Annotated in this window: 23 protein-coding genes and 1 tRNA gene; 9 read left to right on the top strand and 15 right to left on the bottom strand. The window is 38.3% G+C overall.

All coding sequences use genetic code 11. The annotated features are described in order from the left end of the window. A partial coding sequence (locus tag VIM94_RS11935; RefSeq protein WP_332039525.1) for an efflux RND transporter permease subunit occupies nt 1–441 on the top strand: 441 nt, incomplete at its 5' end. 400 nt (nt 442–841) lie between these two features. On the opposite strand, the gene VIM94_RS11930 is transcribed toward VIM94_RS11935, so the two are convergent. The 4 genes from VIM94_RS11930 to VIM94_RS11915 form a co-directional block, all read right to left on the bottom strand. Next, a complete protein-coding gene (locus tag VIM94_RS11930; RefSeq protein WP_332039524.1) occupies nt 842–1,186 on the bottom strand; it encodes a hypothetical protein in 345 nt (114 codons plus the stop codon). Nucleotides 1,187–1,191: 5 nt separating this feature from the next. Further along, the gene (locus VIM94_RS11925; RefSeq protein ID WP_332039523.1) at nt 1,192–2,697 is read right to left on the bottom strand and encodes an FAD-dependent oxidoreductase; all 1,506 of its coding nucleotides are present in this window, start codon (nt 2,695–2,697) and stop codon (nt 1,192–1,194) included. A gap of 102 nt (nt 2,698–2,799) precedes the next feature. Continuing rightward, the gene (locus VIM94_RS11920) at nt 2,800–3,768 is read right to left on the bottom strand and encodes an ion channel (protein ID WP_332039522.1); all 969 of its coding nucleotides are present in this window, start codon (nt 3,766–3,768) and stop codon (nt 2,800–2,802) included. 405 nt (nt 3,769–4,173) lie between these two features. After that, nucleotides 4,174–4,247: transfer RNA gene (locus tag VIM94_RS11915), tRNA-Arg, on the bottom strand. Nucleotides 4,248–4,434: 187 nt separating this feature from the next. On the opposite strand from VIM94_RS11915, the gene VIM94_RS11910 reads away from it, so the two are divergent. Next, complete coding sequence (locus tag VIM94_RS11910; protein WP_332039521.1) at nt 4,435–5,406, top strand: type I phosphomannose isomerase catalytic subunit; 972 nt, start codon at nt 4,435–4,437, stop codon at nt 5,404–5,406. A gap of 149 nt (nt 5,407–5,555) precedes the next feature. Here VIM94_RS11910 and mgrA read toward each other — a convergent pair whose 3' ends face one another. The 5 genes from mgrA to VIM94_RS11885 all read right to left on the bottom strand — a co-directional run bounded on the left by mgrA (nt 5,556) and on the right by VIM94_RS11885 (nt 9,177). Continuing rightward, entirely contained in the window at nt 5,556–6,551 is a 996-nt protein-coding gene (mgrA, locus tag VIM94_RS11905) for an L-glyceraldehyde 3-phosphate reductase (RefSeq protein WP_332039520.1), read from the bottom strand. A gap of 13 nt (nt 6,552–6,564) precedes the next feature. Continuing rightward, the gene (locus VIM94_RS11900; RefSeq protein ID WP_332039519.1) at nt 6,565–7,455 is read right to left on the bottom strand and encodes a serine hydrolase; all 891 of its coding nucleotides are present in this window, start codon (nt 7,453–7,455) and stop codon (nt 6,565–6,567) included. Between the two features lie 60 nt (nt 7,456–7,515). Next, the gene (deoD, locus tag VIM94_RS11895) at nt 7,516–8,214 is read right to left on the bottom strand and encodes a purine-nucleoside phosphorylase (RefSeq protein ID WP_332039518.1); all 699 of its coding nucleotides are present in this window, start codon (nt 8,212–8,214) and stop codon (nt 7,516–7,518) included. A 13-nt stretch (nt 8,215–8,227) separates the two neighbouring features. Then, nucleotides 8,228–8,866 carry a deoxyribose-phosphate aldolase gene (deoC, locus tag VIM94_RS11890; RefSeq protein WP_332039517.1) on the bottom strand — a complete coding sequence of 213 codons (639 nt, stop codon included), beginning with the start codon at nt 8,864–8,866 and terminating at the stop codon, nt 8,228–8,230. Nucleotides 8,867–8,949: 83 nt separating this feature from the next. Next, nucleotides 8,950–9,177: a hypothetical protein gene (locus VIM94_RS11885; protein ID WP_332039516.1), complete on the bottom strand. Its 228-nt coding sequence runs from the start codon at nt 9,175–9,177 to the stop codon at nt 8,950–8,952. A gap of 158 nt (nt 9,178–9,335) precedes the next feature. On the opposite strand from VIM94_RS11885, the gene nadA reads away from it, so the two are divergent. Together nadA and nadB are read left to right on the top strand one after the other, a co-directional pair. Continuing rightward, a complete protein-coding gene (nadA, locus tag VIM94_RS11880; protein WP_332039515.1) occupies nt 9,336–10,286 on the top strand; it encodes a quinolinate synthase NadA in 951 nt (316 codons plus the stop codon). A 1-nt stretch (nt 10,287) separates the two neighbouring features. Then, on the top strand, nt 10,288–11,823 hold the full coding sequence (nadB, locus tag VIM94_RS11875; RefSeq protein WP_332039514.1) for an L-aspartate oxidase: 1,536 nt from the start codon (nt 10,288–10,290) through the stop codon (nt 11,821–11,823). On the opposite strand, the gene VIM94_RS11870 is transcribed toward nadB, so the two are convergent. After that, entirely contained in the window at nt 11,820–12,767 is a 948-nt protein-coding gene (locus VIM94_RS11870) for a diacylglycerol/lipid kinase family protein (RefSeq protein ID WP_332039513.1), read from the bottom strand. The two genes, nadB and VIM94_RS11870, sit on opposite strands and share 4 nt — an antisense overlap. 218 nt (nt 12,768–12,985) lie before the next feature. On the opposite strand from VIM94_RS11870, the gene surE reads away from it, so the two are divergent. Further along, complete coding sequence (gene surE / locus VIM94_RS11865) at nt 12,986–13,717, top strand: 5'/3'-nucleotidase SurE (RefSeq protein ID WP_332039512.1); 732 nt, start codon at nt 12,986–12,988, stop codon at nt 13,715–13,717. A 51-nt stretch (nt 13,718–13,768) separates the two neighbouring features. On the opposite strand, the gene VIM94_RS11860 is transcribed toward surE, so the two are convergent. After that, nucleotides 13,769–14,266 (bottom strand): nicotinate-nucleotide adenylyltransferase, encoded by a 498-nt coding sequence (locus VIM94_RS11860; RefSeq protein WP_332039511.1) that lies wholly within the window; start codon nt 14,264–14,266, stop codon nt 13,769–13,771. A gap of 198 nt (nt 14,267–14,464) precedes the next feature. Between VIM94_RS11860 and VIM94_RS11855 the strand changes: the two genes are divergently transcribed. Genes VIM94_RS11855 through VIM94_RS11845 form a run of 3 tightly spaced genes read left to right on the top strand, consistent with a single transcriptional unit; the run spans nt 14,465 to nt 17,485 of the window. Then, nucleotides 14,465–15,112: a PIG-L family deacetylase gene (locus VIM94_RS11855; RefSeq protein ID WP_332039510.1), complete on the top strand. Its 648-nt coding sequence runs from the start codon at nt 14,465–14,467 to the stop codon at nt 15,110–15,112. Nucleotides 15,113–15,141: 29 nt separating this feature from the next. After that, nucleotides 15,142–16,284 (top strand): glycosyltransferase family 4 protein, encoded by a 1,143-nt coding sequence (locus VIM94_RS11850; RefSeq protein ID WP_332039509.1) that lies wholly within the window; start codon nt 15,142–15,144, stop codon nt 16,282–16,284. A 10-nt stretch (nt 16,285–16,294) separates the two neighbouring features. Further along, the gene (locus VIM94_RS11845; protein ID WP_332039508.1) at nt 16,295–17,485 is read left to right on the top strand and encodes a glycoside hydrolase 100 family protein; all 1,191 of its coding nucleotides are present in this window, start codon (nt 16,295–16,297) and stop codon (nt 17,483–17,485) included. A 16-nt stretch (nt 17,486–17,501) separates the two neighbouring features. Here VIM94_RS11845 and VIM94_RS11840 read toward each other — a convergent pair whose 3' ends face one another. The 4 genes from VIM94_RS11840 to VIM94_RS11825 all read right to left on the bottom strand — a co-directional run bounded on the left by VIM94_RS11840 (nt 17,502) and on the right by VIM94_RS11825 (nt 22,138). Continuing rightward, nucleotides 17,502–18,962 carry a glycoside hydrolase family 130 protein gene (locus tag VIM94_RS11840; protein ID WP_332039507.1) on the bottom strand — a complete coding sequence of 487 codons (1,461 nt, stop codon included), beginning with the start codon at nt 18,960–18,962 and terminating at the stop codon, nt 17,502–17,504. 152 nt (nt 18,963–19,114) lie between these two features. Next, nucleotides 19,115–19,789, bottom strand: coding sequence for an ABC transporter ATP-binding protein (locus VIM94_RS11835; protein WP_332039506.1), 675 nt, complete (start codon nt 19,787–19,789; stop codon nt 19,115–19,117). Between the two features lie 7 nt (nt 19,790–19,796). After that, nucleotides 19,797–21,059 (bottom strand): ABC transporter permease, encoded by a 1,263-nt coding sequence (locus tag VIM94_RS11830; protein ID WP_332039505.1) that lies wholly within the window; start codon nt 21,057–21,059, stop codon nt 19,797–19,799. Beyond that, the gene (locus VIM94_RS11825) at nt 21,056–22,138 is read right to left on the bottom strand and encodes an efflux RND transporter periplasmic adaptor subunit (RefSeq protein ID WP_332039504.1); all 1,083 of its coding nucleotides are present in this window, start codon (nt 22,136–22,138) and stop codon (nt 21,056–21,058) included. The genes VIM94_RS11830 and VIM94_RS11825 overlap by 4 nt, the downstream gene beginning before the upstream one ends. A 917-nt stretch (nt 22,139–23,055) precedes the next feature. On the opposite strand from VIM94_RS11825, the gene VIM94_RS11820 reads away from it, so the two are divergent. Then, complete coding sequence (locus tag VIM94_RS11820; RefSeq protein WP_332039503.1) at nt 23,056–24,684, top strand: potassium channel family protein; 1,629 nt, start codon at nt 23,056–23,058, stop codon at nt 24,682–24,684. Nucleotides 24,685–24,767 lie beyond the last annotated feature (83 nt).

The following is a 24,767-nucleotide window of genomic DNA, read 5'->3' as shown; positions in this document are numbered from 1 at the left end:
TTGTATTTTGAATTTAAAAATGTAAAACTTGCATTCATTGTCCTTATCAACCTGCCCCTGGCACTCATTGGTGGGATTCTTATCGTGTACTTTACTTCAGGAATCGTAAGTATTGCTTCCACGATTGGATTTATCAGTTTATTCGGAATTGCTACCCGAAATGGAATCCTGTTGGTATCAAGGTACGAAGACCTGAGAAAAGAAGGATTAAGAGGCTTTGAACTCATTAAAACCGGGGCACTTGACAGATTAAACCCGATATTAATGACCGCCTTTACTACAGGCCTTGCACTTATTCCGCTTGCTTTAAAGGGAGGTGAACCGGGAAGTGAAATCCAAAGTCCTATGGCCGTTGTAATACTTGGCGGACTGCTATCTGCAACCCTCTTGAATCTTGTGGTTATTCCTTGTGTTTATGAGCTGGCAACGAAAAAGGAGTAATTACTTGGATTAAAAATGTATATAATTTTCAAATTCTGGGCCAATTTTAGAAAAATTTGCCTTATAAAACCAAAAAGCCCCTTGAAATCAAGGGGCTTTGCTTTGGCGGTGTTCTCAAAAAGTTATTGCGCCAGATTCCAACAATTGTTTCTAAACCTTTAAAAAAACAAGTTTTCCAGACTTAATTTAAATATTGTTAACCGAAATGTTGACACGCTTATCGCTTTGACTTTCGTAAAAACGAAATTAAATAATTTCAAATAGATGAATAAGTTTTAAAGTAAAATATGTTTTCGAGATTTTCCCTGAATCATTAAGAGGGGCTAAAGTCCGATCCATTTCAGGATAGCGGTTTACTCTTGATTTTTCTACCAAATACTCGGGGGAGTTTTTAGCTATTTTATTCATTTAAAATATGGCTTAAAATCCACACAAGACCAAAAAGCGCAATTACGGCATGGACTACTGCAACCCATCTAGGTACATTTTTATGTCTGATATCTTTTGAAAACATATATAATCCACCAACGGCGGCAACTGAAAATATTGCAATACTATCCCAGTGTTTATGATGTTCCTCGGTGGTGAGGGCATAGATAAATAAGACTAATATCCCCAGAATTGCGAATGCTCCATGTGCAAAGACAAATGCTTTAGGAGGATGTTTTTCCTTAAAGACGAACTTTAAAAGATATGCCCCTATCAAAACGGCGAGGCTAATAAGAATAATTGCAATGATTACCATGGTATTTATTTCTTGGATTCAATTTGTCTTTTATCAAGTGGGGAAAAGGCAGGCCCTTCAATAACTTCTCCTGTAGTTTTGAAACGGCTCCCATGACAGGGGCAGTCCCAGGTTTTTTCATTATTATTCCAATTTACAATACAATCCATATGGGTGCAAACAGCAGAACAGACATGGAGATTTCCATGCTCATTGCGGTGAACCGCCAGCTTTTCGTCTTTTAATTCTACAATCTTACCTTCTCCCGATTTAATTTTTGAAAATCTATCAGCATCTTCTTTTCCCGGGATGTCCTTAAGGTATTCTCCCATTACGTTTAGATTTTCCTTTATATAGGTTTTGGCTGATTTTAATGGGGTAAAACGTTTGGCCTTAAAAACTTCTGCCCATTTGTTCCTTTTCCCGGTGATTATATCCCTGAATATTATAGCAGATACCACTCCATAGGTTAAGCCATCGGTAGAAAAACCGGTAGCTATAAAAATATTGTCATCGGTGCTTTCCCCAATAAAAGGCAGGCCATCTGAAGATTTATAATGTTGTGCAGACCATTTGTATGCGACTGATTCTACATCGTAATTTTTTCTTAGGTTTTTTTCCAGATTCCTAAAATAATCTTTGCCAGGTTCTTCTTGTCCCACTTTATGGTGGTATCCTACGCTTATCAGAAATTTTCCTTCATCTGTTTCATAAGAACGCAGGGAAGGATGGGTTTTAGAATCAGTACTCCAAAATATTCCTTCGGGATATACCCCGGACTTTAATTTTACTGCCAGCGCATATTCCCGGTAGGGATAAATTGCAGTTTGTAAAGCATAGACTCCTTTTGGGGTATGAGTGGCCAGAATTACTTTGGACGCTTTTACCTTGGCATTAGGCGTGTGTAAAATATGAGGTTTCCCTTTTTCAATATGATGCACCGGAGTATTTTCGTAGATCCTGCAATTTTTATTTTCAGCTTTTTGAGCGAGCCCGGTGACGAAGGCAGAAGGATTAAACTGGGCCTGGTTTTCTACTTTAATAGCCTGTTCGGTTTTAAAGGGCAAGGGTAATTCCTTTACCTCCTGAACTTCCAGGCCATATTTTTTCAGGGTCTTCTTTTCCTTTTCAATGGTTTCATCCTTCTGTCCCGATTCCGTATAGAGAATCCAGGGCTGGCGTTTAAAATCACAAGAAATATCATATTTCTGTACCAGGTTCTCTATTAAATCTATAGCTGTTGTACGGGACCCAGCTACTGTTGCTGCAGTTTCATCGTTAAATTTTGCCTGGACATGGTGGAGCCGGGAATCAACCATCGTGTAGAGATTACCTGTTGACCCGGCGGTGGTGCCGCAACCCACCTGGTAGCTTTCGAAAAGAGCGACTTTTAGTCCTGTTTTGGAAAGGAGGTAGGCAGTGGTTATTCCCGTTATTCCACCGCCAACAATGGCAACATCTACCTCAGTATCTTCAGTTAAAGAGGGATAATCGGGTTTTATAGCTTTAGCTCTCCATATTGTCTCCGGCATAACTTTAATTTTTTTGGTCTTTTAAAATTAAGTAATGCACTTAAAATGAAAGGCTTATTTCGGTTATACTTTTGTTAAACCTCTTTCGTTTTTTTTTAAATATTAATTCTTAGAATAAACATCTTTCCAGGTAAAATTTTCACTTTTCAGTAAATCTCCTGTAATGCGTCTATTATTTTTAAGGTCTTTAGAGGCCTTTTCTAAATCTAACTGAGTGAAATTAAACGAATCTTTCATGTCTTTTGCTGTTGAATGGTTTGAGGAGAAATTCTCCTCTATATCCTCGAATAAACCGGATAAAGAATTTCGTAACAGGAGTAGCTCCTCGCGGAATTTTTTGCTTTCCTGGGAATTTAGAAGAATGCTAACTGTTTCATCTAAGCGGGCTATATTAATTCCAAAACTATCTTTTTTCTTTTCCTTCCTGTAAAAATGAACAACGGGATATGCGTGATGATTCACAGAATGCCGATCTATCATTTTTTGTAGTTCTAAGATTTGTTGATTCCTGAAGGAAGAATCAAAAGACAAAATGCTTTTTGCTATGGCCTGGGGACTTTCTCCCATATTGTAAACGCTTTTCGAAAGACTCCTCTTATTAATCAGCGCTGATGAAACAGAAAGAAAATACGTCATCGCACTGGTAAAGAAAATAAACCCAAAAAATGAAAAGGATCCGGTTAGCAGTTCAAATATTGGGGTATTAGGTTTAAAATTTCCCATCCCAAGGGTCGAAAGAGTGTAACTGGTAAAATAAAGGCGCTCCCAGTGATTTGCCATTCTCCCGCTGCTGTTTGTAATGGCCTCCGGATTAGAGGTATAAATTAAAAACAAACCGATCCAAATAAGGAGTAACCAGGAAAAAAGAATCATCAGGTTCACGAATAAACCATTATAATTGTATACTTTTCTACCGCAGATCTTAACACAGATTTGAATTAATTTATCAGCTATAACAGAAATTTTTCTGGATAGAAATCCGGTGCCACTTCCGGAAAGCGTGGTGAAAAAAAAGTCGTGAATTGCGATTAGCAATAATAGAATTCCTATAAGTAAATATATCCCGGACATTGATTATTTCTTTATCTAAATTATGAAAAGCCTTCAGATAGATATTTTCCAAATTGTTCTAAAATTTAAAACCGGTTTAAAATCCTGAAAACCTACCTCATTATAGGACTTTTTCCCAGATTTTTTAAATCATGTGTAGTTTTTTATGAAAACTTTAAAAAAGACTCCTTTATTAAGCTATAAATTAGATTTTAAACCAAAAAACCACAGCCTGAGCTTAGGTCCAGCTAATTATATAGAGCGAGTCACCCCTATAGTAGAAAGTCGAATTGGAAATAATTGCTTAAAACTCAGAAATTGTTCTTGACCCTATTTTAGTATCGCTATTTCAGGACGGGACACCTCCTAAAAACACAAATCCCCTTGAAATTCAAGGGGATTTTCTTTTGTGGTGTTCTCAAAAAGTGATTGCGCCAGGATTCGAACCTGGGACCGCCTGCTTAGAAGGCAGGTGCTCTATCCAACTGAGCTACGCAACCATTGTTTTTGCGGTTGCAAATATAAACCTCTTTATAAATAAAACAATATTTTTTATTTAAAATTCTATATTTAAATCTTAAGTGAGTTAGGTTGAAAGAATTAGGCTTTAATAGGTTTTTATCTTTTTTCTGGCATCATTATTATTAAGTATATTTACATCGCTCTTAACCCACCAAAGTCAAAAACATGTTAGATTTTCCATTAAAGTTCAGACCAATTTTAAAAGAAAAAATTTGGGGAGGAAATAAGCTCAAAACAATTTTAAACAAAGAGAGTAGCCTAGGGAATTTAGGGGAAAGCTGGGAAATATCGGGGGTTAAAGAGAATGTTTCTGTGGTAGCTAACGGATCTTTAAAAGGTAAATCCCTTAATGACCTACTGGAAAAATATCACGGAAAACTTGTTGGCAACCACATCTACGAGCGATTCGGTAATGATTTTCCGCTACTTATAAAATTTATAGATGCTAAAACTGAACTTTCGGTACAACTGCACCCTAATGATGAGCTGGCACAACAGCGGCATAATTCCTTCGGTAAAACAGAAATGTGGTATATCATGCAGGCCGATGAGAATGCAAATATTAATATCGGCTTTAAGGAAAGCATTTCAAAAGAAGACTATATAAAACACCTTGAAGAAGGAACTATTACAGAGGTGCTAAACTTTGAAAAGGTTAAGAAAGGAGATAGTTTTTTTATAAATACTGGTAAGGTGCATGCTATTGGTGCCGGGGTTTTACTCGCTGAAATACAGCAGACTTCAGATATTACTTATCGCATTTATGACTGGGATAGGGTAGACGACCAGGGAAAGGGTAGGGAACTACATACCGCATTGGCGATTGACGCTATAGATTTTGAAAAACGGGATGATTTCAAACTCACTTATGAGAAGAAGAAAAACCACTCCTCTGAGATTGCAAGCTGCAAATATTTTACAACCAATTATCTGCCGGTAAGCGGAAAGGTGAATAAAGACTATAGTGCTTTAGATTCTTTTGTGATTTATATGTGTGTGAGTGGCAATGCTGAAATTACTACCAATAGACATAGTGAAAAACTTAACCAGGGCGAAAGCCTGCTTATACCTGCTAAAAATAAAAGAGTTATCATCCAGGCCGAAAACTGTGAATTACTCGAGGTTTTTATAAACTAAAATCTCAGATTATTTATTCTGAAGATGGGGTGTGATTGGCTCAGTAGCCTATTATCTGATTTTGAGCGCAGCCGAAATATAATACTTTGCAGAAGTAATATTATCGACTGCGCCTGATTTTGCAAGCTTAAACTCTTGTTTTTATTATATTAGAAACCAAGGATCCTGTCGATTGTTTTTAATTCTTCCGGACTGAATTTGAGATTATGCAAAGCATTAATATTATCTTCTAGCTGAGAAACCCTACTCACACCAACAAGAACTGAAGTCACCCTTTTATCTTTCAACAACCAGGCTACGGCCATTTGAGCCAGGCTTTGATCGCGTTTTTCTGCCAGTTTGTTTAATTCCTGTATTTGTTCTACTACTTTGGGAGTGATCTGGCTTTTATTTAAATAAGTTCCTTCGGTAGCTGCACGGCTGTCTTCAGGGATACCATCAAGATATTTTGAGGTTAATATTCCTTGTTCAAGCGGGGAAAATACAATGCTTCCAAGGCCTTCATGTTCCAGAGTATTCATAAGGCCATTTTCCACCCAACGATCCATCATATTATAACGAGGTTGGTGAATAAGGAATGGGGTTCCCTGTTCTCTAAGGATTTTAGCAGCCCTGGTGGTATCTTTAGCTGAATATTGAGAAATCCCCACATACAAAGCCTTTCCTTGTCTTACGATTTGATCTAAGGCACCCATAGTTTCTTCCAGTGGTGTATCAGGGTCGGGACGGTGATGATAAAAAATATCTACATAATCCAGTCCCATTCTTTTTAGCGATTGATCCAGGCTGGCTATAAGATATTTTCTTGAACCAAAATTTCCATAAGGCCCCGGCCACATATCCCAGCCGGCTTTGGTAGAGATGATAAGCTCATCGCGGTATTGTTTGAAATCTTCGGCAAAGATCTTTCCGAAGTTTCTTTCGGCCGAGCCATAAGGAGGTCCGTAATTATTGGCTAGATCAAAATGAGTAATTCCATTATTAAAGGCCGCTCTCAGAAGGCTACGGGCATTGTCCTGGTTAGCAGTGTCCCCAAAGTTATGCCATAAGCCAAGGGAAATCAGGGGAAGTAGGATTCCACTTTTTCCGCAGCGACGGTATTGCATTTTTTCGTATCGGTTTTCGTTTGCTGTGTAGTTACTCATCGTTTTTTTAGATTTAAGGATTATTAATCATAAGATCGTATATAATTTTAGAAATGCCCGCCAGCATTTGAGTGCCCGCCTCCATATCTTCCATATTCTTAGAAAGCAAAACAACCACATAGCTTCTACCATCAGCTAATTTCACAAGGGCTGAATCGTGATGTACGCCGGTTATCCAACCTGTTTTGTTGGCTATTTCAACTTCTTTTGGAAGTAGGGCAGGAATAAGGTCGGTATGTTGTTGAAGCCTTAAGATTTCCAACATTTGCTTATCAGCCCGAGGATTGACCGCCTGACCCTTGGCCAAGGCTTCAAAAATCAGCATAAGATCATAGGCAGTAGTGGAGTTGCTAAGTCCGGCCTCATAGGCTTTCATATCTTCCACACCTCGAAGGACATTGATGTTCTTTGCTCCAAGCTCGCGCATACTTTTATTCACGTTTTTAGCATCTACGAGTTCAATAAGAATATTAGTGGCCAGGTTACTGCTCTGGCTAATCATATCTATTATAAGATCTTTTATACTACGTTTTTTTCCAATCAGACTGTATAAATGTTCCCCGCTATCCCTTCCTAGCTCTAGACTAAAACTGCTGCCATCCAGAATGCTTTTAAATCCATTTTTTACAAACAAAGAGTCACCAAGAGAAAATTGTCCCGCTTCAGCCTGATTAAAAACCTCGATCATTACCGGAGTTTTCATAGTGCTGGCAGCATGAAAATTTTCATGTTCATTAATGTAAACGCTTCTTTCTTCCAGTGAAAGATCTTTAAATGCAAGTGCAAAATCTCCCTGTGTTTCTGTAAAAATTGAATCTATTTGGAGTTTAAGGAGTTCAGTTTTGTTTTGAGAGAAAACAGAACCTGAAAATAGCAGGAAAGAGAGAAAAAAGAAATACTTCATGCGAATTGAATTAAAAAGTTGAAGTTAGAAAAATATCCGCAGAAGTATTCCTGAGTATGTTTAAACTGTAGCAAGGGCGATCTCCACCATTCGGCTAAAACTACGCTCACGATCTTCAGCAGGAAGGTGCTCCCCGGTTACCAGGGAATCTGAAATAGTCAATACCGAAAGTGCCTGCACCTTATGCCTTGCGGCGACGGTGTAGAGGCCTGCGGTTTCCATCTCTACACATAAGACTCCGTATTTAGCCCATTTTTGATAGTCCAGGGGATCATCTTCATAAAAAACATCAGAAGAAAATACATTCCCGGCGTGGAACTTTATCTGGTTTTCTTCAGCATACCGAACGGCTTTCATAAAAAGCTCAAAATCTGCTGTAGGCGCAAAATCGGCGTGGGGGAATTTGGCACGGTTAAAACCAGAATTGGAAGAAGCGGCCATAGCGATCACAACTTCGTTTACCTTCAAGTTTTTTTGATAGGAACCGGCAGAGCCCACCCTTATAAGTTTTTTAGCGCCGTAATCGGTAATAAGTTCATTGCAGTAGATCAGGGCTGACGGAATCCCCATTCCAGAAGCCTGCACCGAGACCTTTTTTCCCTTATAAGTTCCGGTATATCCATACATACCTCTAACCGAATTATAAAGAAAAGCATCTTCGAAAAAAGTCTCTGCGATCCATTTAGCCCGCAGTGGATCTCCAGGCATTAAAACTGTATCGGCAATTTCTCCTTTTTTAGCTTGTATATGTACACTCATCTATTTATAGAATTTAACTGATTAAAGCGACTCCGGATGAAGTGCCGAGACGGGAAACACCTAATTTAATATATTTCCTGGCAGTTTTGGTATCCTTGATCCCTCCGGAAGCTTTGATCTGTAATTCATCCCCTACAACTTCCTTCATAATTTCAATATCTTCAGGAGTAGCACCTCCATGGCCAAAACCTGTGGAAGTCTTCACGAAATCTGCCTTTGCACTTAAGGCTGCACGGCAGGCCAATGTTTTTTCCTCATCGGTAAGAAAACAGGTTTCTATAATAACCTTCAGGATTTTACTGCCAATAGCCTTTTTAATATCGGCGATCTCTGCTTCTACATATTTGAGGTTTCCGCTTTTCAGCATACCGATATTGATCACCATATCGATTTCATCGGCCCCTTTTTTTATACAGTCTTCAGCTTCAAAAACCTTCGATGCTGTAGTGGAGGCGCCTAACGGAAAACCTATCACGGCAGCCACTTTTACATCTGAACTTTCTAAGGCTTTCTTAGCGGTTTCCACATAACAACCATTTACACAAACTGCGTAAAACTTATGTTGAACGGCTTCTGTGCAAAGTTTTTTAATTTCTGAAGGAGTTGCTGTGGGTTTAAGTAGAGTATGATCTATATACTGGTTGAGTTCCATATAATTTAATTAGTCTTACAGCAAATTTAGGGTTTTTATCAAGATGTACAGTATGATTATAATCAGGTTATATTTTATTTGGTTTATAAGTCTTCATCGCCTATTGGATGATCTTCATACCAGTCGTCAAAGGTCTTGGTGGTTTTATATTTATTGGTGAGTACGTTATAAACCGTATAAATTAAAAAAGCCTGCCCTATTATGGTTAAATAAAAAACCAAGGGAAACTGCACGTTGAAAAAAGACAAAACGGTAACCAGCACCAGGATGATACTAGTAATTATAAGTAATATGATTGGCTTGTTTTTCATCTCACTTAAATTTACTAAGAAAGCAGCTAAATCACTATTAAAGCTTCCCTAAAATAAGCTTAAACTGGAGTGAAAATAGCGGGAGTTCTTTTTAAATACTGATTACAATCATAAAAAACCAAGGCTAATGCTTGTAGCTTTGTTTGCAAAATATATCCATGAACCTTTTCAAACCAAATACTGCCGAATTACAGGAAAAGATCAATGTGCTTAAAAAGCAGAAAAATGCTGTAATCCTGGCGCATTACTACCAGGAAGCTGAAATTCAGCAAATAGCAGATTTTGTAGGTGATAGCCTGGAATTGGCTAAAAAAGCTGCCGAAACTGAAGCGGATATAATAGTTTTTGCCGGAGTACATTTTATGGCCGAAACAGCTAAAATTCTCAATCCTTCGCGAAAAGTCCTTTTACCCGATCTTCAGGCGGGCTGCTCCCTGGCAGATAGTTGTCCCCCTGATACTTTTGGAGAATTAAAGTCCAGATACCCAGATCATGTTGTGGTAACTTATATAAACTGCTCTGCAGAGATCAAGGCCTTAAGCGATATTGTTTGTACCTCCTCTAATGCCGAAAAGGTAATCAATTCTATTCCGGAGGAGAAAGAAATCATATTTGCCCCCGATAAGAACCTGGGGAAATATCTTATTGAAAAAACCGGAAGGGAAATGCTTTTATGGGATGGAGCATGTATTGTTCACGAGGCTTTTTCGCTTGAAAAATTAATAGCACTTCACAAAAAAAATCCACAGGCAGAGATCATTGCCCACCCCGAATCTGAGACACATATCCTGAAATTGGCAAGTTATATAGGTTCCACTTCAGGAATGCTTAATTATGTAAAAAATAGTTCGAAAAGTAGTTTTATTGTTGCTACCGAAGCCGGGATCCTGTACGAGATGCAAAAAGATGTACCAAATAAAGAACTAATTGCCGCTCCTGCCAAGGAGGATAATTCCTGTGCTTGTAGTGAATGTGCCTTTATGAAGATGAATACACTGGAGAAACTTTATATGTGTCTTGATGACGAATTTCCTGAAATTTTGCTTGGGAATGATCTGATGGAGCAAGCTCATAAGCCAATAAAACGAATGATGGAATTATCCCAATAAGATGAAAAAAACAAGTGATGTGTTGATTATTGGTTCCGGGATAGCCGGACTCTCTTTTGCAATCAAAACTGCGGAGAGAAGGCCTGATCTTTCGATCCTGATCCTTACCAAAAGTGTAGATGGGGAAAGTAATACCGCAAGGGCGCAAGGGGGAATAGCTGTAGTATTGAATAAACTTAAAGATAGTTTTGAGCAGCATATAGAAGATACCATGAAGGCTGGTAAAGGCCAGAGCAATAGAAAAGTAGTGGAAATGGTAGTGTCTCAGGCACCGGCTCGTTTGGAAGAGCTTATGGAATGGGGAGCCTCGTTTGATAAGGATAAATCGGGTGAACTTGCGCTCGGGCTTGAGGGTGGCCATTCCCAGGCCAGAATAGTTCATCATAGGGATTTAACCGGTCTGGAGATGGAAAAAACCCTTTTGAAAAAGGTGACAGTTTTACCGAATATCAGGATTCAGGATCATTATTTTGTCACCGATCTTTTAACGAAAGAGGAGAAGAAGCAAATAAAATGTATAGGAGTAAAAGCCATTGATAAGAACATCAACAAACTTATCCAGATAAACGGCAGGATTACATTTTTGGCTACTGGGGGAAGCGGGATGATTTTCGGGAATACTACAAATCCTTCTTTGGCAACTGGTGATGGTTTGGCCATTGCAAACAGGGCTGGAGCCAGAATAAAGGATATGGATTTTATTCAGTTTCATCCAACAGCATTATATGAACCTAACAGACACCCCTTATTTTTGATCTCAGAAGCGGTAAGAGGCTTTGGAGCATATGTTGTGAATAAAGACGGTCAACGATTTCTATTTAAATATGATTCCCGCGGAGAACTTGCTACAAGGGATATTGTATCCTCAGCCATCGTAAAGGAACTGGAAGAGTCCAATGAAGAATCAGTATTTTTGGATTGCAGGCACCTTTACTTTCCGGATTTTAAGGAACACTTTCCCACAATAGTTTCCTATTGTAATTCAGTCGGAATCAATCCTGAAAGTGACCTTATCCCTATTGTTCCTGCCGCACATTATCAATGTGGTGGAGTTGAAGTAGATTATAATGCAAGAACCTCGATTAAAAACCTTTATGCTTCAGGAGAATGTGCATACACCGGCTTGCATGGAGCTAACCGGTTGGCTTCAAACTCCCTTCTGGAGGCTTTGGTTTATTCGCACCAGGCTTTTGAAACCCTAATTAAAGAAATAGACGAAGTGCAATTTGCTGGTTTTGAATTTTCAGAATCCAAATCTGAGGTAACATCAAATAAGAACACTTTGATTAAAAATAAGCTGAACAGGTTAAATAAATTAATGGGATATGAGGTAGTTCAGGGAACTGATTTGGTGCTTAAGGAAGAAGTGCTTAAAAAATTATTTCAGCTAAAAACTGAAATAAATGAAGTAGAAACGTTTTCTATCGCATTTTACGAACTAAAGAATATGACTGAGGTGGCAATTCTGATTTTGGAAGATTCAATATCACGGATTCAGAGCCTACCTAAAAGAGCAAGGAATTTGGTTGGAAATTAAGTTCCCGATTTTTCCTTTAGAATTTCCTGATAGACAGGGCTATTGGTGAAAAATTCAAGAGTTTTAGAATTCATTTCCATCCTAATCTTTTTACCATCATAGTCATCAACCAGGATATCGTCTACGTGCAATTTTGAACCTTTCCATTTTATTTCTAGCTTTTCAACGCGTAAGATTTTGATGAAATTCCTAATATCCCGTAGTTCTGAAGTTTCATTGATAAGACTCTCGATATATTGAACAAAAGCTTTTCTTTTTGCTTCCGGGATTAAAACCAGGTCCAGAAAATCGTCTTCTACATCGGCATTAGGAGCAAATTTAAGGTTCGGTCCTATATATTTAATATTCATTAGTTCCACTAGAAGAAAAGAGCCTTTAATCTTCAAGCCATCAGTTTTGATCTTAGCCTTTTGAGCTTTAAAATTCTTTACTATTTCCAGTAGAACCCTTAATGTTCGTTTCAGTTTTTCATCTGAGGTTTCGTCATCTTTCTCTCTTTCTTTCATTTGGCGAATCAACTCAGGGAAAACGCCGAATCCTGCTCCCTCGAGAAAAAAATTCTCAGCCTTAATACCCTTTAGTTTACCACAAGTGAATTTCTGAATTTCTTCTTCCTTTTTTGAAGGTACAGCACTTAATTTTTTAAAAATTCCAATGCTTTTGGCTATATTATTGGCAGTACCCATAGGTAGAAGGTAAATTGGGATATGTGATTCGCACATCTTGCTCTCAATCATGGCCGAAGCTAGTTTTCGAATCGTACCATCTCCACCTGCCAGGAAAATCACATCCATTTCATTATTGCTGAAGGATTCCCAATTTTCATCATCGGTAGTAAAATAATTTGTGACAAAACCTTCCTTTTCTATCAGCTCTATAATGTTTTCTTTGGAATGACCCGCATTTCCTGCTGTGGGATTATGTATAATTTGAGCTTTCTTCATGATTGGATCTTTCCTTCAAATTTAAATTCCAGTATTAAAGATTCTAAGTCACTTAACAATAAGTTATGATTTAAATTTTAAAGCTTTTAAAACGAATTCCGGTAGGTAGTCTATTAAAATAATGATAATTTTTTGATTATGTACTTTATTATGGCCATTAAGCTGTGTATATTTTCGTAAATTAAATTTTATAAAAATTTGATATAAAATTTTAAGTTATGAAAATTTTGGTCACTAATGATGATGGTATATACAGCCCAGGCTTATCCTGCCTGGCCAGGGTAGCTTCAAAATACGGAGAAGTGATCGTAATGGCTCCCGATGTTGAACAATCATCTATGGGGCAGGCAATTACCTCGGGTAAACCGATCACCTATAAAACCTCACCCATACATTTTGAGGGTATTGAAGCCTACCGGGTAAGTGGCACCCCTGCCGATTGTGTGGCCTTGGGTACTCATCTTATGGAGGATATAGATCTGGTGGTTTCCGGAATTAACATAGGCTCCAACATTGGGAATTCTGCCTGGCACTCCGGAACACTTTCTGCTGCAAGGCAGGCAGTTCTTTTTGGAATACGGGGTATAGCTTTTAGCGTTTCGGTAGGGGATAGTGAACCAGATTTTGAAGCTCTTGAACCTTTTGTAAAAAAGGCTTTCGAAGAGGTGATTGATAAAGAAGACCGGGAACTTCTAAATATTAATTTCCCGCGTTTCCCTGATGGAGAGATTCTTTGGACCACCCAATCTGTAAGACATTATGACGGTAAAGTTATTGCCAATAAAGACCCTATGGGAAGACAACATTACTGGTTTACCGTTGTACCTATTGAGCCTGAAGATGAAGGCTCTGATCGCTGGGCAGTTAAACAGGGAAAAATAAGTATCACACCTATGATCCTGGACATCACAGATAAAGAATACCTACAAAGCAGGGAAAAAGCCAGGTGATTTCTTATATAGATAAAAAAATAAGAGCGGTTTAACCGCTCTTATTGATTTTTAGAGAAAATTTCCTTTTTCATCGGTTTTGATCCGCATTCTTTTATCCCCATTTTTAAGAAGAACTTTATATCGTTTCTTTACATTACCGCTTTCATGATAATTTACCCGGTAAACATCTTCAGCAATGCTCCAGTTGGGAAAGCGTTTCCCAATTGCATCCCTTACAGCCTGGGGCAGGGCAACATTTTTAAATTTTTCAGCGGTACGCAATAAATTACCATCCTTGTCATAAGAAGCCAGGATTTTCCCATCAGGAATAAAGAAATTTACGGTATAAAAATCATATTCATCGGCATAGAAGTTGGCTTTTCTTACATCATATTCGGCTACCTGCTGCTGAAGTTGCTTCACCGAAATGGATGCATCCTCATCCCCCGCTGCATCGAGATATTTATAATTCACGGCAACCAGTTCAATTTCCGGCAATTCTGTGATCTGAGCAAAAGACTGGAAGGTAAATCCCAACACAAACAAAGTTATTAATAGCTTTTTCATGATAATTATATTTTAGAATTAACAGTTTAATTTATAATAAATCTCAAATTCCTAAAATGATATATATCAGTGTGTTACCGTGATATTTTAATTGTAATTTATGAGCTTTTATTATTAAAAATAAATTGTTCCGCTTGATATATATCATTGTTATCTAAGGACTTTGCCGGTAATTTTAATATTTCTGATTTGGGAAGCATGAATTCGATCTTAAGTATTCCTGGAAGAAAGGTGGGGGTTATTGTTGCTCATCCCGATGATGAAACGCTATGGTGCGGAGGCCTAATCATTATGCACCAGGGCCACGACTGGCATATAATTTCCCTTTGTAGAAAGTCAGACCCCGACAGGGCCCCTAAATTTTACCAGGTCCTGGAAATGCTGAATGCAAGCGGAGCCATGGGGAATATGGATGATGGCCCGGAACAGGTGCCGCTGGATGACCAAGAGGTAAAGAAAATAATTCTTGAACTTTTGCCTTCACAAAGTTTTGACCTGGTGATCACCCACGATCCCTCAGGCGAATATACCAGGCATAAGCGTCATGAGGAAACAGGAAGCGCGGTTATCGAACTTTGGAAAAAAAACGAGATTAAGACAACAGAGCTATGGACCTTTGCGTATGAAGATGGAGGGAAGTTGTACTTTCCAAAAGCAATTGAAAGTGCTTCAATTCTCGAGCCACTTCCTGAGAATATTTGGAAAATGAAATTTAAACTTATCACAGAAATATATGGATTTGAACCCGGTGGTTTTGAGGCAGCGACAACTCCAAAGACCGAAGCCTTCCGAAGATTTAAAAAGCCTGAGCAAGCCATTAGATGGCTGAAAAAATCCCAATCATAAGGCTATTATTATTGTTAAACTAGAATAATATGAAAGTACTGGTGCTCTACGATTACCCACCCTCCCCGGGAGGTTTGGCCACCCAGGGAGATTTATTATACAGGGGGCTCCTTGAATTGGGTGTCAATGCCCATGCGGCTCATTTTGAATCGGCGCAGGAGAAAGAATGGTATTATCGTTGGTTCAAACCCGATATTGTGGTAGGAGTAGGGTATTGGGGGCACACCCCGCATCTTATCCTGCATCCACAACGCTATGGCATTCAGCCCGTCCCCTGGTTAGTGGCCGATGGATACATAGCAAATTACCAGGAAATACTCAATGAGTTGCCCCTTATTCTTGTGACTTCTATTTGGGTTAAGGAGATGTATGTTCGCGATGGGATCAAACCCGATAATATTGAAGTGTTGCCGGTAGGCTGTGATACTACCAACTTCATCCCTTATAAGAAAGATAATCCTAAAATTATGGCGGTAAGAGATTCTCTGGGAATCGCTCAAGACCAGATCATGATTCTTACCGTTGGAGGCGATGCCGCTTCAAAGGGAGCACAGGAGGTTATGCAGGCCCTGGCCATTATTGATAACCAGGCACCCGACTGGAAATATGTGTGTAAGGTATGGCCTCAACCAAGAACAAAAGTGCAGAACCTACTGGATCTTGAATTGGCTCAGCAGCTGGGGATAGAAAAGAATATTTTTTACGCCACCAACACAACCTCCCGAAATTTTATGCCTTACCTGATAGGCGCCTGTGATATTTACGCTGCTCCTTCACGGCTCGAAGGTTTTGGGATGCCCCAGGTAGAGGCCGGAGCCTGTGGCAAACCGGTTATAAGTTTAAATGCCATGGGAATGCTAGATACCCTTATTCATAATAAAACCGCTTTCCTTGCAGAAATCGCTAAACAAAATGTGGTTAATGAAGTGGTTTTAGGTAAAGAATCGGGATTCAAGAAGAATCATAAAGTGAGCTTTCAGTTTCCACGAACTGTAGATTACCGGGCCAATGTTCATGATATCGCTAAATATCTGCTTCAGTTAATGAATGATGCTGAATTACGTCGGGATATGGGGGAAGCAGCCCGTGATCATGTGGTTACTAATTTTGACTATAAGATAGTGGCAAAAAGATTTGTACAATTAATTCAGAATAAACTGGGAATCGAATAAATTAAAGAAGATGAATTCTGAGAATCAACATAAAATAGCTGCGGCTAAAAAAGCGGCTTTGGAGGTCCTTCTTAACAATTCAAGAGGAACAAAGCATTGTCTTCCCAGAACAGCTGCCTGGGGATACCCCGAACCTTATACCAGAGACCTGATGCTTGCTATATTAGGCGTTGCTGTGAGCGGTAATTCTGAGTTGATTGCAAGTTATAAGAAGGTTTTGGAAAAGCTTTCTGAGACGCAGTCTGAAAAAGGGCATATTACTTCTCTGGCCAATGATAAGGAAGACAGGGGCGCCAGTGACACCACACCCTTATTTTTACTTGGGGTTGGTATTTACAGGCAACTCCTAAAAGATCCAGATTTCCTGAAGGAAGCCGTAGAAAAAGCTCTTCTGTGGATGGAATATCAAAGTCCTGCAGATCAATATCTTGTGGCCCAGCAGCCTACAAGTGACTGGAGGGATGAACAATGGGTCTTAGGATATGGACTTTTTGTAAATACATTGGTTTACAGTTATCTAAGGATTTTAGGTCATAATAAGAGAGCAGATTCGATACGGAAAGAGATGGGCGGATTTGCCATTACCGCAGAAAAAATGCACCATTATGTGCACGAAGGTTTGGTTTTAAAGAATAAGCCCTATTATGCTTTATGGTCTTATAAGATATTGAGTAGTGAACGTTTTGACCTATTGGGGAACAGCCTGGCCATTCTCTCGGGTTTGAGTTCTCCCTCCAGAGCCCGAAGAATGATTAACTGGATCGAAAAAGAATGCGAAGCTATGAAATTAAGTGGGGATCTGGCAGTAGACCTTCCCCCAAATTTTTTTCCATTCATTAAACGGCGGGACCTTGACTGGCATGAGAGATATAACTCTTTTAACCTTCCCGGTGATTATCATAATGGGGGGATTTGGCCATTTATAATCGGAATTTATATAGCTGCCCTTGTCGCCGCTCAAAGATTTACCCTGGCTGAGAAAAAACTTCTGGAATTAACCCGTATAGTATCTATGTCAAAGAATCCGGAACTGGAATTTGGTTTTAATGAATGGATCAAGGCTCAGGATGGAGCTCCTAAAGGACAGGACTGGCAAACCTGGAGTGCAGCATTATATCTCTATGCAGCCAATTGTGTGTCCACCAGAAAAACGGACTTTTTTGACGAGATGAGAAAAAGACCTGTTTTGGACGAGGATTAAATCGATCTAATATTAATTATTTTTTTAATTCTGTATGCAACTCATCCATATTAACAACAGCATAAGTAGAAGAATAATCTGATACGGCATAAGGCAGGATCAGGTGATTGTTATGAATTATTGAACCGCAGGAATAAACCACATTAGGAACATATCCATCGCGTTCACTTTCTAAAGGAATAAGTAAGGGCTCCTTCAGCCTTCCAATTTCTTTAGTGGGATCATCCAGATCAAAAAGGGATGCACCAATACAGTAGCGGCGCATGGGGCCCACACCATGAGTTAAAACCAGCCAGCCTTCTTCGGTAAAGATGGGAGACCCACAATTTCCAATTTGGGTGAATTCCCAGGGATATTTCGGTTCCTGGATTTTTATTGGATCATTCCATAAAGTTGATCTTTCAGAAAACATCACGTAATTATTCACTCCATCAACGCGGTTAAGCATGGCATATTTTCCATTTATTTTTTTAGGAAAAAAAGCAAGGTTCTTGTCTTTCGCGCCATTCCCGTGGAGGGGCATAATTCTAAAGGTATAAAAATCGTCTGTAGAGACCAATTTTGGCAGAATTGTATGTCCGTCAAAGGCCGTATAAGTAGCGAATATTTTTGCAGTATTATCCTCATCATGAAAGCAAACAAAACGGGCGTCCTCAATTCCCCGGCTTTCTGAAGCTGATATAGGAAAAATCACTCTTTCGGTAATATCGGAATCGTGATGGAATTTTAGATCATAGAATGAATCTACCAGCCAGGTTATCTCCTCTAAAGCCAATCGCTTCTCTGCTTTTATACGTTTATTATTTAATACCTCGGCCACTGCTTCTTTAAGGGAATAATATTCAAATTTATCAGGCAGTTGCTGCATGATAGTCATAATATACTTTTCGGGGATCTCCATTTCTTTAAGTTTTTGGATGAAGCGCTCTTTATCATATAGTGTCTTATGTGAGATCTCCGGCATATCGATATCTATCCCAATTTTGTGAAGTTTTATATTACAGTTTTTATCGATTATGGCTCTTCTGAAAACAATGGAAGAAATGTGCCCTTCACCTGTTGCCCGAAAGGATAAAATAACCCTCTTTTCACCGGGTTTAAGCATAGTTTGATCAAAATCTTCCATGATTGAGGGATTAAAGAAAGCCGCAGATTCGATGGAATATTCCATGGTACAGTATGCCCCTATCAACAATTTGCGTTCTTCAGAAATTTGATTGATATCTACTTGCATTTTTTCTATTAATCCATGTAAATGTTGAAAATGCTTTTTGAAAACCCTAGAAATATTTCTGTGCCTGTAAGCAAAATCCCGTAAGGTTTGTTCCAGGGCAAGCTGAACCTCGGTTTCTTCCAGAGCAAGAACTCTGGCTATAAGTTTTTGGGTTCTTAAATCCTCGGCTCTAAAAAACCTGGCTAGAATCCTGCTGGAATCCGGAAGAAACTCCACATCTTTTCGAATAACTGAAACACTCATCTTACTGAATTTAAAGGCTATAGTCCTATTAAAGATAGTGAATTAGTGTGTTTTGAGAGATCAATTAACAGGAAGTTTTAAATTGAAATCAAATATATTTTAAAAATTGCCAGTTATATTTTAGATGAAAATCAATTATCAAAGTTATAATCTTAATTAACAATACGACCGTCCTCCAGGTAGATGGTGCGGTCGGTTCTTTTGGCAAGATCTTCATCATGGGTAACCATAAGCAGAGAAAGACCTTTTTTCTCTTTTAATTTTTTTAAAATCTGGAACAGGTTTTCGGAGTTACTACTATCCAGATTCCCGGTAGGTTCATCTCCTATAAGAAGAACCGGTTCATTTATAAGAGCGCGGGCAACAGCAACTCTTTGTTTCTCACCTCCTGAAATTTTCGAGGCCTTTTTAGAATCCAGGTGACCAATATTTAGATTCTTAAGTAAATCCATAGCCTCTTCCCTGATTTCTGCCAGAGTTTTGAGTCCTAATTTCTTCGCAGGAAGCATCACATTCTCCAGCACACTAAACTCCGGTAAGAGGTAGTGAAACTGAAAAATAAAACCTATTTTTTTGTTCCGAATATGAGATAATTCGGGCTGGGATTTTCCTGTTATAAGTTCATTCTGAAGGTAAAGCTCTCCGCTGTAATCGGTATCCATAGTAGAAAGGATATAAAGCAAGGTGGATTTTCCTGAACCTGACTTACCCATAATACTTGCAAATTCGCCTTGTTTGATTCCCAGGCTTATATCCTTAAGGACATGAAAAGGTTTTGTCTTTCCGAAGTATTTATTGATCTGCTTTGTTTCCAGAATTATACTCATAATAATTTTAGTTTCCTCGTATAATTAGAACCGGATCTATATTTTTTGCCTTTCTGGAAGGAAAATACGCTGCTATAAAAGTGCATAGAAGAGCAAAAAAGAATCCGATTATATAATTGACCGGGTTATAATTAACCGGATAAGTTGTAATAGTCGGTAAAGCTTCTGTCTCAAAAGGAACATTGTCAATAAAATTAGTAAGGCCTAAGCCGAGGATGAGTCCAAGAATTCCACCTGAAAATCCTATAAATGCAGCTTGGCTCAGAAAAATTAATTGCACATCTGCTCCCGAGAAACCAATTGCTTTCAGAATAGCTATATCATTCATCTTTTCATAAATAAGCATATTCTGAATATTATATATTCCAAAGCCCGCAACTATTAGTAAAGTGATTGATACCGCATAGGTGATGAGATTTCTTATGTTGCTTCCTGTTTCAAACTGTGCATTTATTTCATTTATATCCCGGGCCGAAACATTATATTTTCTTTCCATGACTTTAGCCAGGGCAGGGGCCTGGCTGATATCATTTAGCTTAATATTAATATCGGTGATATAGTTTTCAGCTTCGCCTAAGATTCTTTGTACCGTTTTTAAATTGGCAAAACTTTGAATGTTATCAACTTCGGCAATACCGCTTTGGTATATTCCTACAACTTTTAACTGGATTCGATTTCCCCGGGCCGTGCTTACCATTATTTTCCTCCCAACCGAGAGAGACATTTTTTTCGCGACTCCGGAGCCAAGCAGAATGCCATTTTGAGTGTTTTTTAAATCCAGAATGCTCCCTTCAATGATATAATCCTGAATGTTGGAGAGTTTGGATTCCTTCATAATATCTATTCCCGTTAAATTTCCGCCTAATTCAATGCTTCCTGAAAGGTAGAAGATCTGGGCTTGTAATTGCGGACTTGCTCCCTTGACTTTTTCATTTTTCTCCAGATCATTTAATATCGGAATTGCATTATGGATTTTTCTTTGATTTTGCCTGGGTTTTATAGAATGAATGATAGGTACAGCGTCTTCAAATTCCTTATAAAGGCTAATAGGTTGCTTTTCGCTAGGTTCTATTTCGTTGTAGAGATGAATGTGAGGAACCTGGTTTAAAATAAGATCGTCCAGCATAGAATTAAGTCCTGTCATAAAACTCACCAGGGTAATATAGGCTGCTATTCCAAAGGTTACTCCAATTGAAGCTGTAACAGTAGATTTCAGTTTAGTGAATAAGTGCGTCCTCGCAATTTCCAATATTACTTTCCAGGATCTCATTGCTCCGGTTTGTAAACAGTTTCTTTTTCATCTATACCAGAAATGATCTCTATATGCTCCATATCCTGGATTCCGGTAACAATCTCTACCGGCCCGTCTTCGGTAAGAACCCGGTTATCATCCAGAAGATACTCTTTAGGAATTATTAAGGCATCCTCTTTTTCAGCAACCATAATATTTGCTTCTCCAACCAGACCCGGATATAGTTTAGGCGGCTCTTCTAAAAATTCAGCTTCAATTTTAAAGGTTTGAGTGCTTTCATCCTTGGCCGGGTATATTTTTTTGATTTTAGCTTCGAAAACCCGGGAACCATAGGCCTCTAGAGTGACGAAAGTTTTTTGACCTGCTTCTACCTTAACGATATCCATTTCATCTACCAGAAGCTCTATCACAAATTCTTTGGCACTTCCAATAAGGGCTAATGGTTCTACAGTATTCACGATTTCCCCTGTTTCCTTATAAAGAGCATACACAACGCCATTAATTTTGCTGGTGACAGTAAACTCTCCTGAAGTAAATTCCGAAGATTTATAATTATTCAAAGCTTGCCGTACCTGAATTGATAATTCATTTCTAGTACGCTCATATTCTTCTTTTAAGACCTGAAGTTTATTACTGGAAAGTTCATAGGCAAGCTTTCTATTCTCGTAATCGGCCCTTGAACCTATGTTTTGTTTCCATAATCTTTTTTGTCGCAGGTAATTAATAGAATCGTTTCGAAGATTTAACCTGGCCGATTGAATTTCCTTCTCCAATGATTTAAGTAATGCAGATGTCCCACTATAATTGCTCCGGGCTTGCTGAAAACTGAGTTTTGCATTCTCCTTACTTAATTCAGGAGCAATATTGACTAGCTGTACAATAGGAGCCCCGGCTTCCACCCGGTCACCTTCTTCTACCAGGTTTTGATCAACTATGCCAATAACTGTAGTATATGCCTTATAAAGACTGTCGGGTTGAATCACTACAGAAGAATAAACAGATTCTACCAATTTGGTTCTTTGTGGTGTGATTTTTTCAACCGACTTTGAACAAGAAAAAAAAATAAGAAAGACAGGAATTATAAAAGCAGCTTTCATTGGATCAAATCTTTATCAAATTAAAACAAAATTCCGAAAATAAAATATGAGGAAAGTCATTGAAAACTATGTCTTTATCTACAAATCAACTGGTCTTAAATAAGGTAATTTTATCGGCGCTTTGTTAAAAAGAGAAGGAGGGAAGATTAAAAAATGGATGTATTTAAAGGATGTTACCTATAATTCAATGTGCCCAAAAAAAAACCAGGAATTTTTTCAAGAGCTGCATTTCACCGCGCTGTCAGGATTGATTTTTAACTCTGCTATACCCGAAAACCAGTAAGCTATATTTTTTTTTTATAGAAACCCATCTTGATTTCCCTGAATATTCTTAGATAATTTGGAAGATATTTCATTTAGTATTCTTGATTTTCAATTGGTGTGAACAAGCTTTTATCCTGAACCTCCAAAGAACCAGTTTTGAACCATTGGCGATCAGAAAGGCGTTGCCCGGATACTTTGCAGAGGCTTACTTGAAGGTCTCATATTTGAATTTATTATCTCAGGATTTCTAATGGCTTTTTGCTTAAAAAACAGACATATTAAATTTTTAGGAAAAAATTAATTATTACATTTAACATTTATGAGTGGTACTTTTCACTCTCATTGTTTACCGGGTGTTCGGGTGATTTTGCCATATTTATTATTTTTTAAAGCGTACTATTTTACATACTCTAAAGATTAGCACTTTAGAACAGTAATTTTCAGAAATTAAGCAATGTTTTTAGGGAAAACAGCATATCCTGAAATAGTCTCTCTTTTATACCCAAAAACATATAAAACAAAGTGAATTTAAGGGAATAAAAAATAGAAAAATGACTCAGCATAAACTCAGCTTAGATACAGCTTTTCTATCGGAATACAGAAAGCCAAATTCAGATAAAATATTTACCAGTTTTTTTTAACAAATCTTCTCCATGCAAAAAGATCTAAAAAAAAGAATTGCATCTTCAGCTCTCATTGTTGCTGCAATTATTGTTACCTATGCGGTAATCTTTGTATGGTCCATGTCCTTTTTTGAAAATCGGGAGGTGACTTTTGCCCAGTCGTTACAGGTTGTTGTAGAATCTTTGACAACAAGTGGTTATGGAGGCTTTTCACCCTGGCAAAGTGATTTTTTAAATTACTTCGTGCTCATGATGAATCTAACTGGGGTAGTACTTGTTTTTGTGGCCTTCCCTGTTTTTTTTCTTCCCTTTTTACAGGGTGCAATTGAAAAATCCCCACCAACCAAAATAAGTAAAACAGATCATGTAATTATATGTTCTTATTCAACTCATGCTGAAGTATTGATCAAAGATCTTAGATCCCGAAACCAGGATTATGTAATTATAGAATCCAGTGAGGAAATCGCGAAAGAACTTTTTATATCAGGTTTAAAGGTGATGAAAGGTAACCCCGAATCTGAAATCACTCTGGAAGCTGCCTGTCTAAAACATGCCAAGGCTGTTGTGCTCAATTCAACGACCGTGAAAAACATAAGCATTATTTTTTCTATAAGAAATCTGAATAAATCTGTAAAAACAATTGCGGTACTTGAGGATGAGGAGATGGAGACTTACCATAAACTGGCCGGGGTTAATAGTACTATTTCACCAAGACAGTTAATAGGAAAAAGCCTCGCTGTCCAGGTTCCTGCCATTTCTATTAACAAAAGTGTGGAGATTAATAATTCCGTTGAGCTGATAGAAATTGATATAGAAGAAGGGAGTGAACTTTGTAATAAATCTTTAGCTGAAGCTGATTTACTGGATAAATACTATATGAATATTATTGGTGCCTGGCAGAACGGGGAGTTCCAAAGTCCGGTACCTGCTGACCTTATTTTGAACTCAAAGATACGTTTACTGGTTGCCGGAGACAGAGAGGAACTCAAGAAGCTTAATAAAAAGGCAGAAGCGACAATTAGACATTTTTCCGGGAATAAAATTTTAATCGTTGGCTACGGTGTATCGGGGAAAGCTGCTTTTAGCATCCTTAAAACTAAAAACGTAGAATTAAAAATTATTGATATTCAAGACAAAGAAGGTGTAAATATAGTTGGTGATATCCGGGAACCTGAAACACTTCAAGAGGCTGGGATCAATGATGTTTCTGCCTTGATTATTACCATTCAGGACGATACAATGGCTTTGTTTGCTACATTATTGGCCAGAAGTATGAATAGTAAAACTCATATTATAGTGCGGGCCAATAAGATTGAAAATGTGAAGAAATTATATGATGCTGGAGCCGATTATGTTCAGTCGCTTGCAACAGTTAGCGGGAGGATTCTTGCTTCCAGTATATTTGAAGACGAAACCTCGTTAGCCGCTGAAAAACAGATTAACCTTGTTCAATTGCCTGCCGGTAAATTGACCGGAACTACCCTGGCCAAAAGTAATGTACGGGCCGAAACGGGTTGCACAATACTCGCCGTATACAGAGATGGGGAGAAAATTTCCACTATAGATCCTGATGAGTTCAAATTCCGGGATAAGGACGATGTTATTGTAGCTGGTACCGATAAAAGCATCCATCAGTTTGAGGAAATGTATATCGACTGAATATTTGAAACCAGACTTTAGATTAGATAAGATAATTCAGAGGGGGAAGTGACAAAGAAAAGCCCACAGGCTAGCGCCTTCCT

Origin of the sequence: Salegentibacter sp., from assembly GCF_036568425.1 — a bacterium.
GTDB lineage: Bacteria > Bacteroidota > Bacteroidia > Flavobacteriales > Flavobacteriaceae > Salegentibacter.
This window is presented reverse-complemented; position numbering and strand designations above follow the sequence as displayed.

Coding starts and splice junctions, on each gene's coding strand:
- VIM94_RS11900 (WP_332039519.1), bottom strand. CDS start 7,455: ATGAAGTATTTCTTTTTTCTCTCTTTCCTGCTATTTTCAGGTTCTGTT.
- VIM94_RS11885 (WP_332039516.1), bottom strand. CDS start 9,177: ATGAAAAACAAGCCAATCATATTACTTATAATTACTAGTATCATCCTG.
- VIM94_RS11920 (WP_332039522.1), bottom strand. CDS start 3,768: ATGTCCGGGATATATTTACTTATAGGAATTCTATTATTGCTAATCGCA.
- surE (WP_332039512.1), top strand. CDS start 12,986: ATGAAAATTTTGGTCACTAATGATGATGGTATATACAGCCCAGGCTTA.
- VIM94_RS11910 (WP_332039521.1), top strand. CDS start 4,435: ATGTTAGATTTTCCATTAAAGTTCAGACCAATTTTAAAAGAAAAAATT.
- VIM94_RS11855 (WP_332039510.1), top strand. CDS start 14,465: ATGAATTCGATCTTAAGTATTCCTGGAAGAAAGGTGGGGGTTATTGTT.
- VIM94_RS11840 (WP_332039507.1), bottom strand. CDS start 18,962: ATGAGTGTTTCAGTTATTCGAAAAGATGTGGAGTTTCTTCCGGATTCC.
- mgrA (WP_332039520.1), bottom strand. CDS start 6,551: ATGAGTAACTACACAGCAAACGAAAACCGATACGAAAAAATGCAATAC.
- nadB (WP_332039514.1), top strand. CDS start 10,288: ATGAAAAAAACAAGTGATGTGTTGATTATTGGTTCCGGGATAGCCGGA.
- VIM94_RS11830 (WP_332039505.1), bottom strand. CDS start 21,059: ATGAGATCCTGGAAAGTAATATTGGAAATTGCGAGGACGCACTTATTC.
- VIM94_RS11850 (WP_332039509.1), top strand. CDS start 15,142: ATGAAAGTACTGGTGCTCTACGATTACCCACCCTCCCCGGGAGGTTTG.
- VIM94_RS11870 (WP_332039513.1), bottom strand. CDS start 12,767: ATGAAGAAAGCTCAAATTATACATAATCCCACAGCAGGAAATGCGGGT.
- VIM94_RS11860 (WP_332039511.1), bottom strand. CDS start 14,266: ATGAAAAAGCTATTAATAACTTTGTTTGTGTTGGGATTTACCTTCCAG.
- VIM94_RS11925 (WP_332039523.1), bottom strand. CDS start 2,697: ATGCCGGAGACAATATGGAGAGCTAAAGCTATAAAACCCGATTATCCC.
- VIM94_RS11825 (WP_332039504.1), bottom strand. CDS start 22,138: ATGAAAGCTGCTTTTATAATTCCTGTCTTTCTTATTTTTTTTTCTTGT.
- nadA (WP_332039515.1), top strand. CDS start 9,336: ATGAACCTTTTCAAACCAAATACTGCCGAATTACAGGAAAAGATCAAT.
- VIM94_RS11845 (WP_332039508.1), top strand. CDS start 16,295: ATGAATTCTGAGAATCAACATAAAATAGCTGCGGCTAAAAAAGCGGCT.
- VIM94_RS11835 (WP_332039506.1), bottom strand. CDS start 19,789: ATGAGTATAATTCTGGAAACAAAGCAGATCAATAAATACTTCGGAAAG.
- deoC (WP_332039517.1), bottom strand. CDS start 8,866: ATGGAACTCAACCAGTATATAGATCATACTCTACTTAAACCCACAGCA.
- VIM94_RS11930 (WP_332039524.1), bottom strand. CDS start 1,186: ATGGTAATCATTGCAATTATTCTTATTAGCCTCGCCGTTTTGATAGGG.
- deoD (WP_332039518.1), bottom strand. CDS start 8,214: ATGAGTGTACATATACAAGCTAAAAAAGGAGAAATTGCCGATACAGTT.
- VIM94_RS11820 (WP_332039503.1), top strand. CDS start 23,056: ATGCAAAAAGATCTAAAAAAAAGAATTGCATCTTCAGCTCTCATTGTT.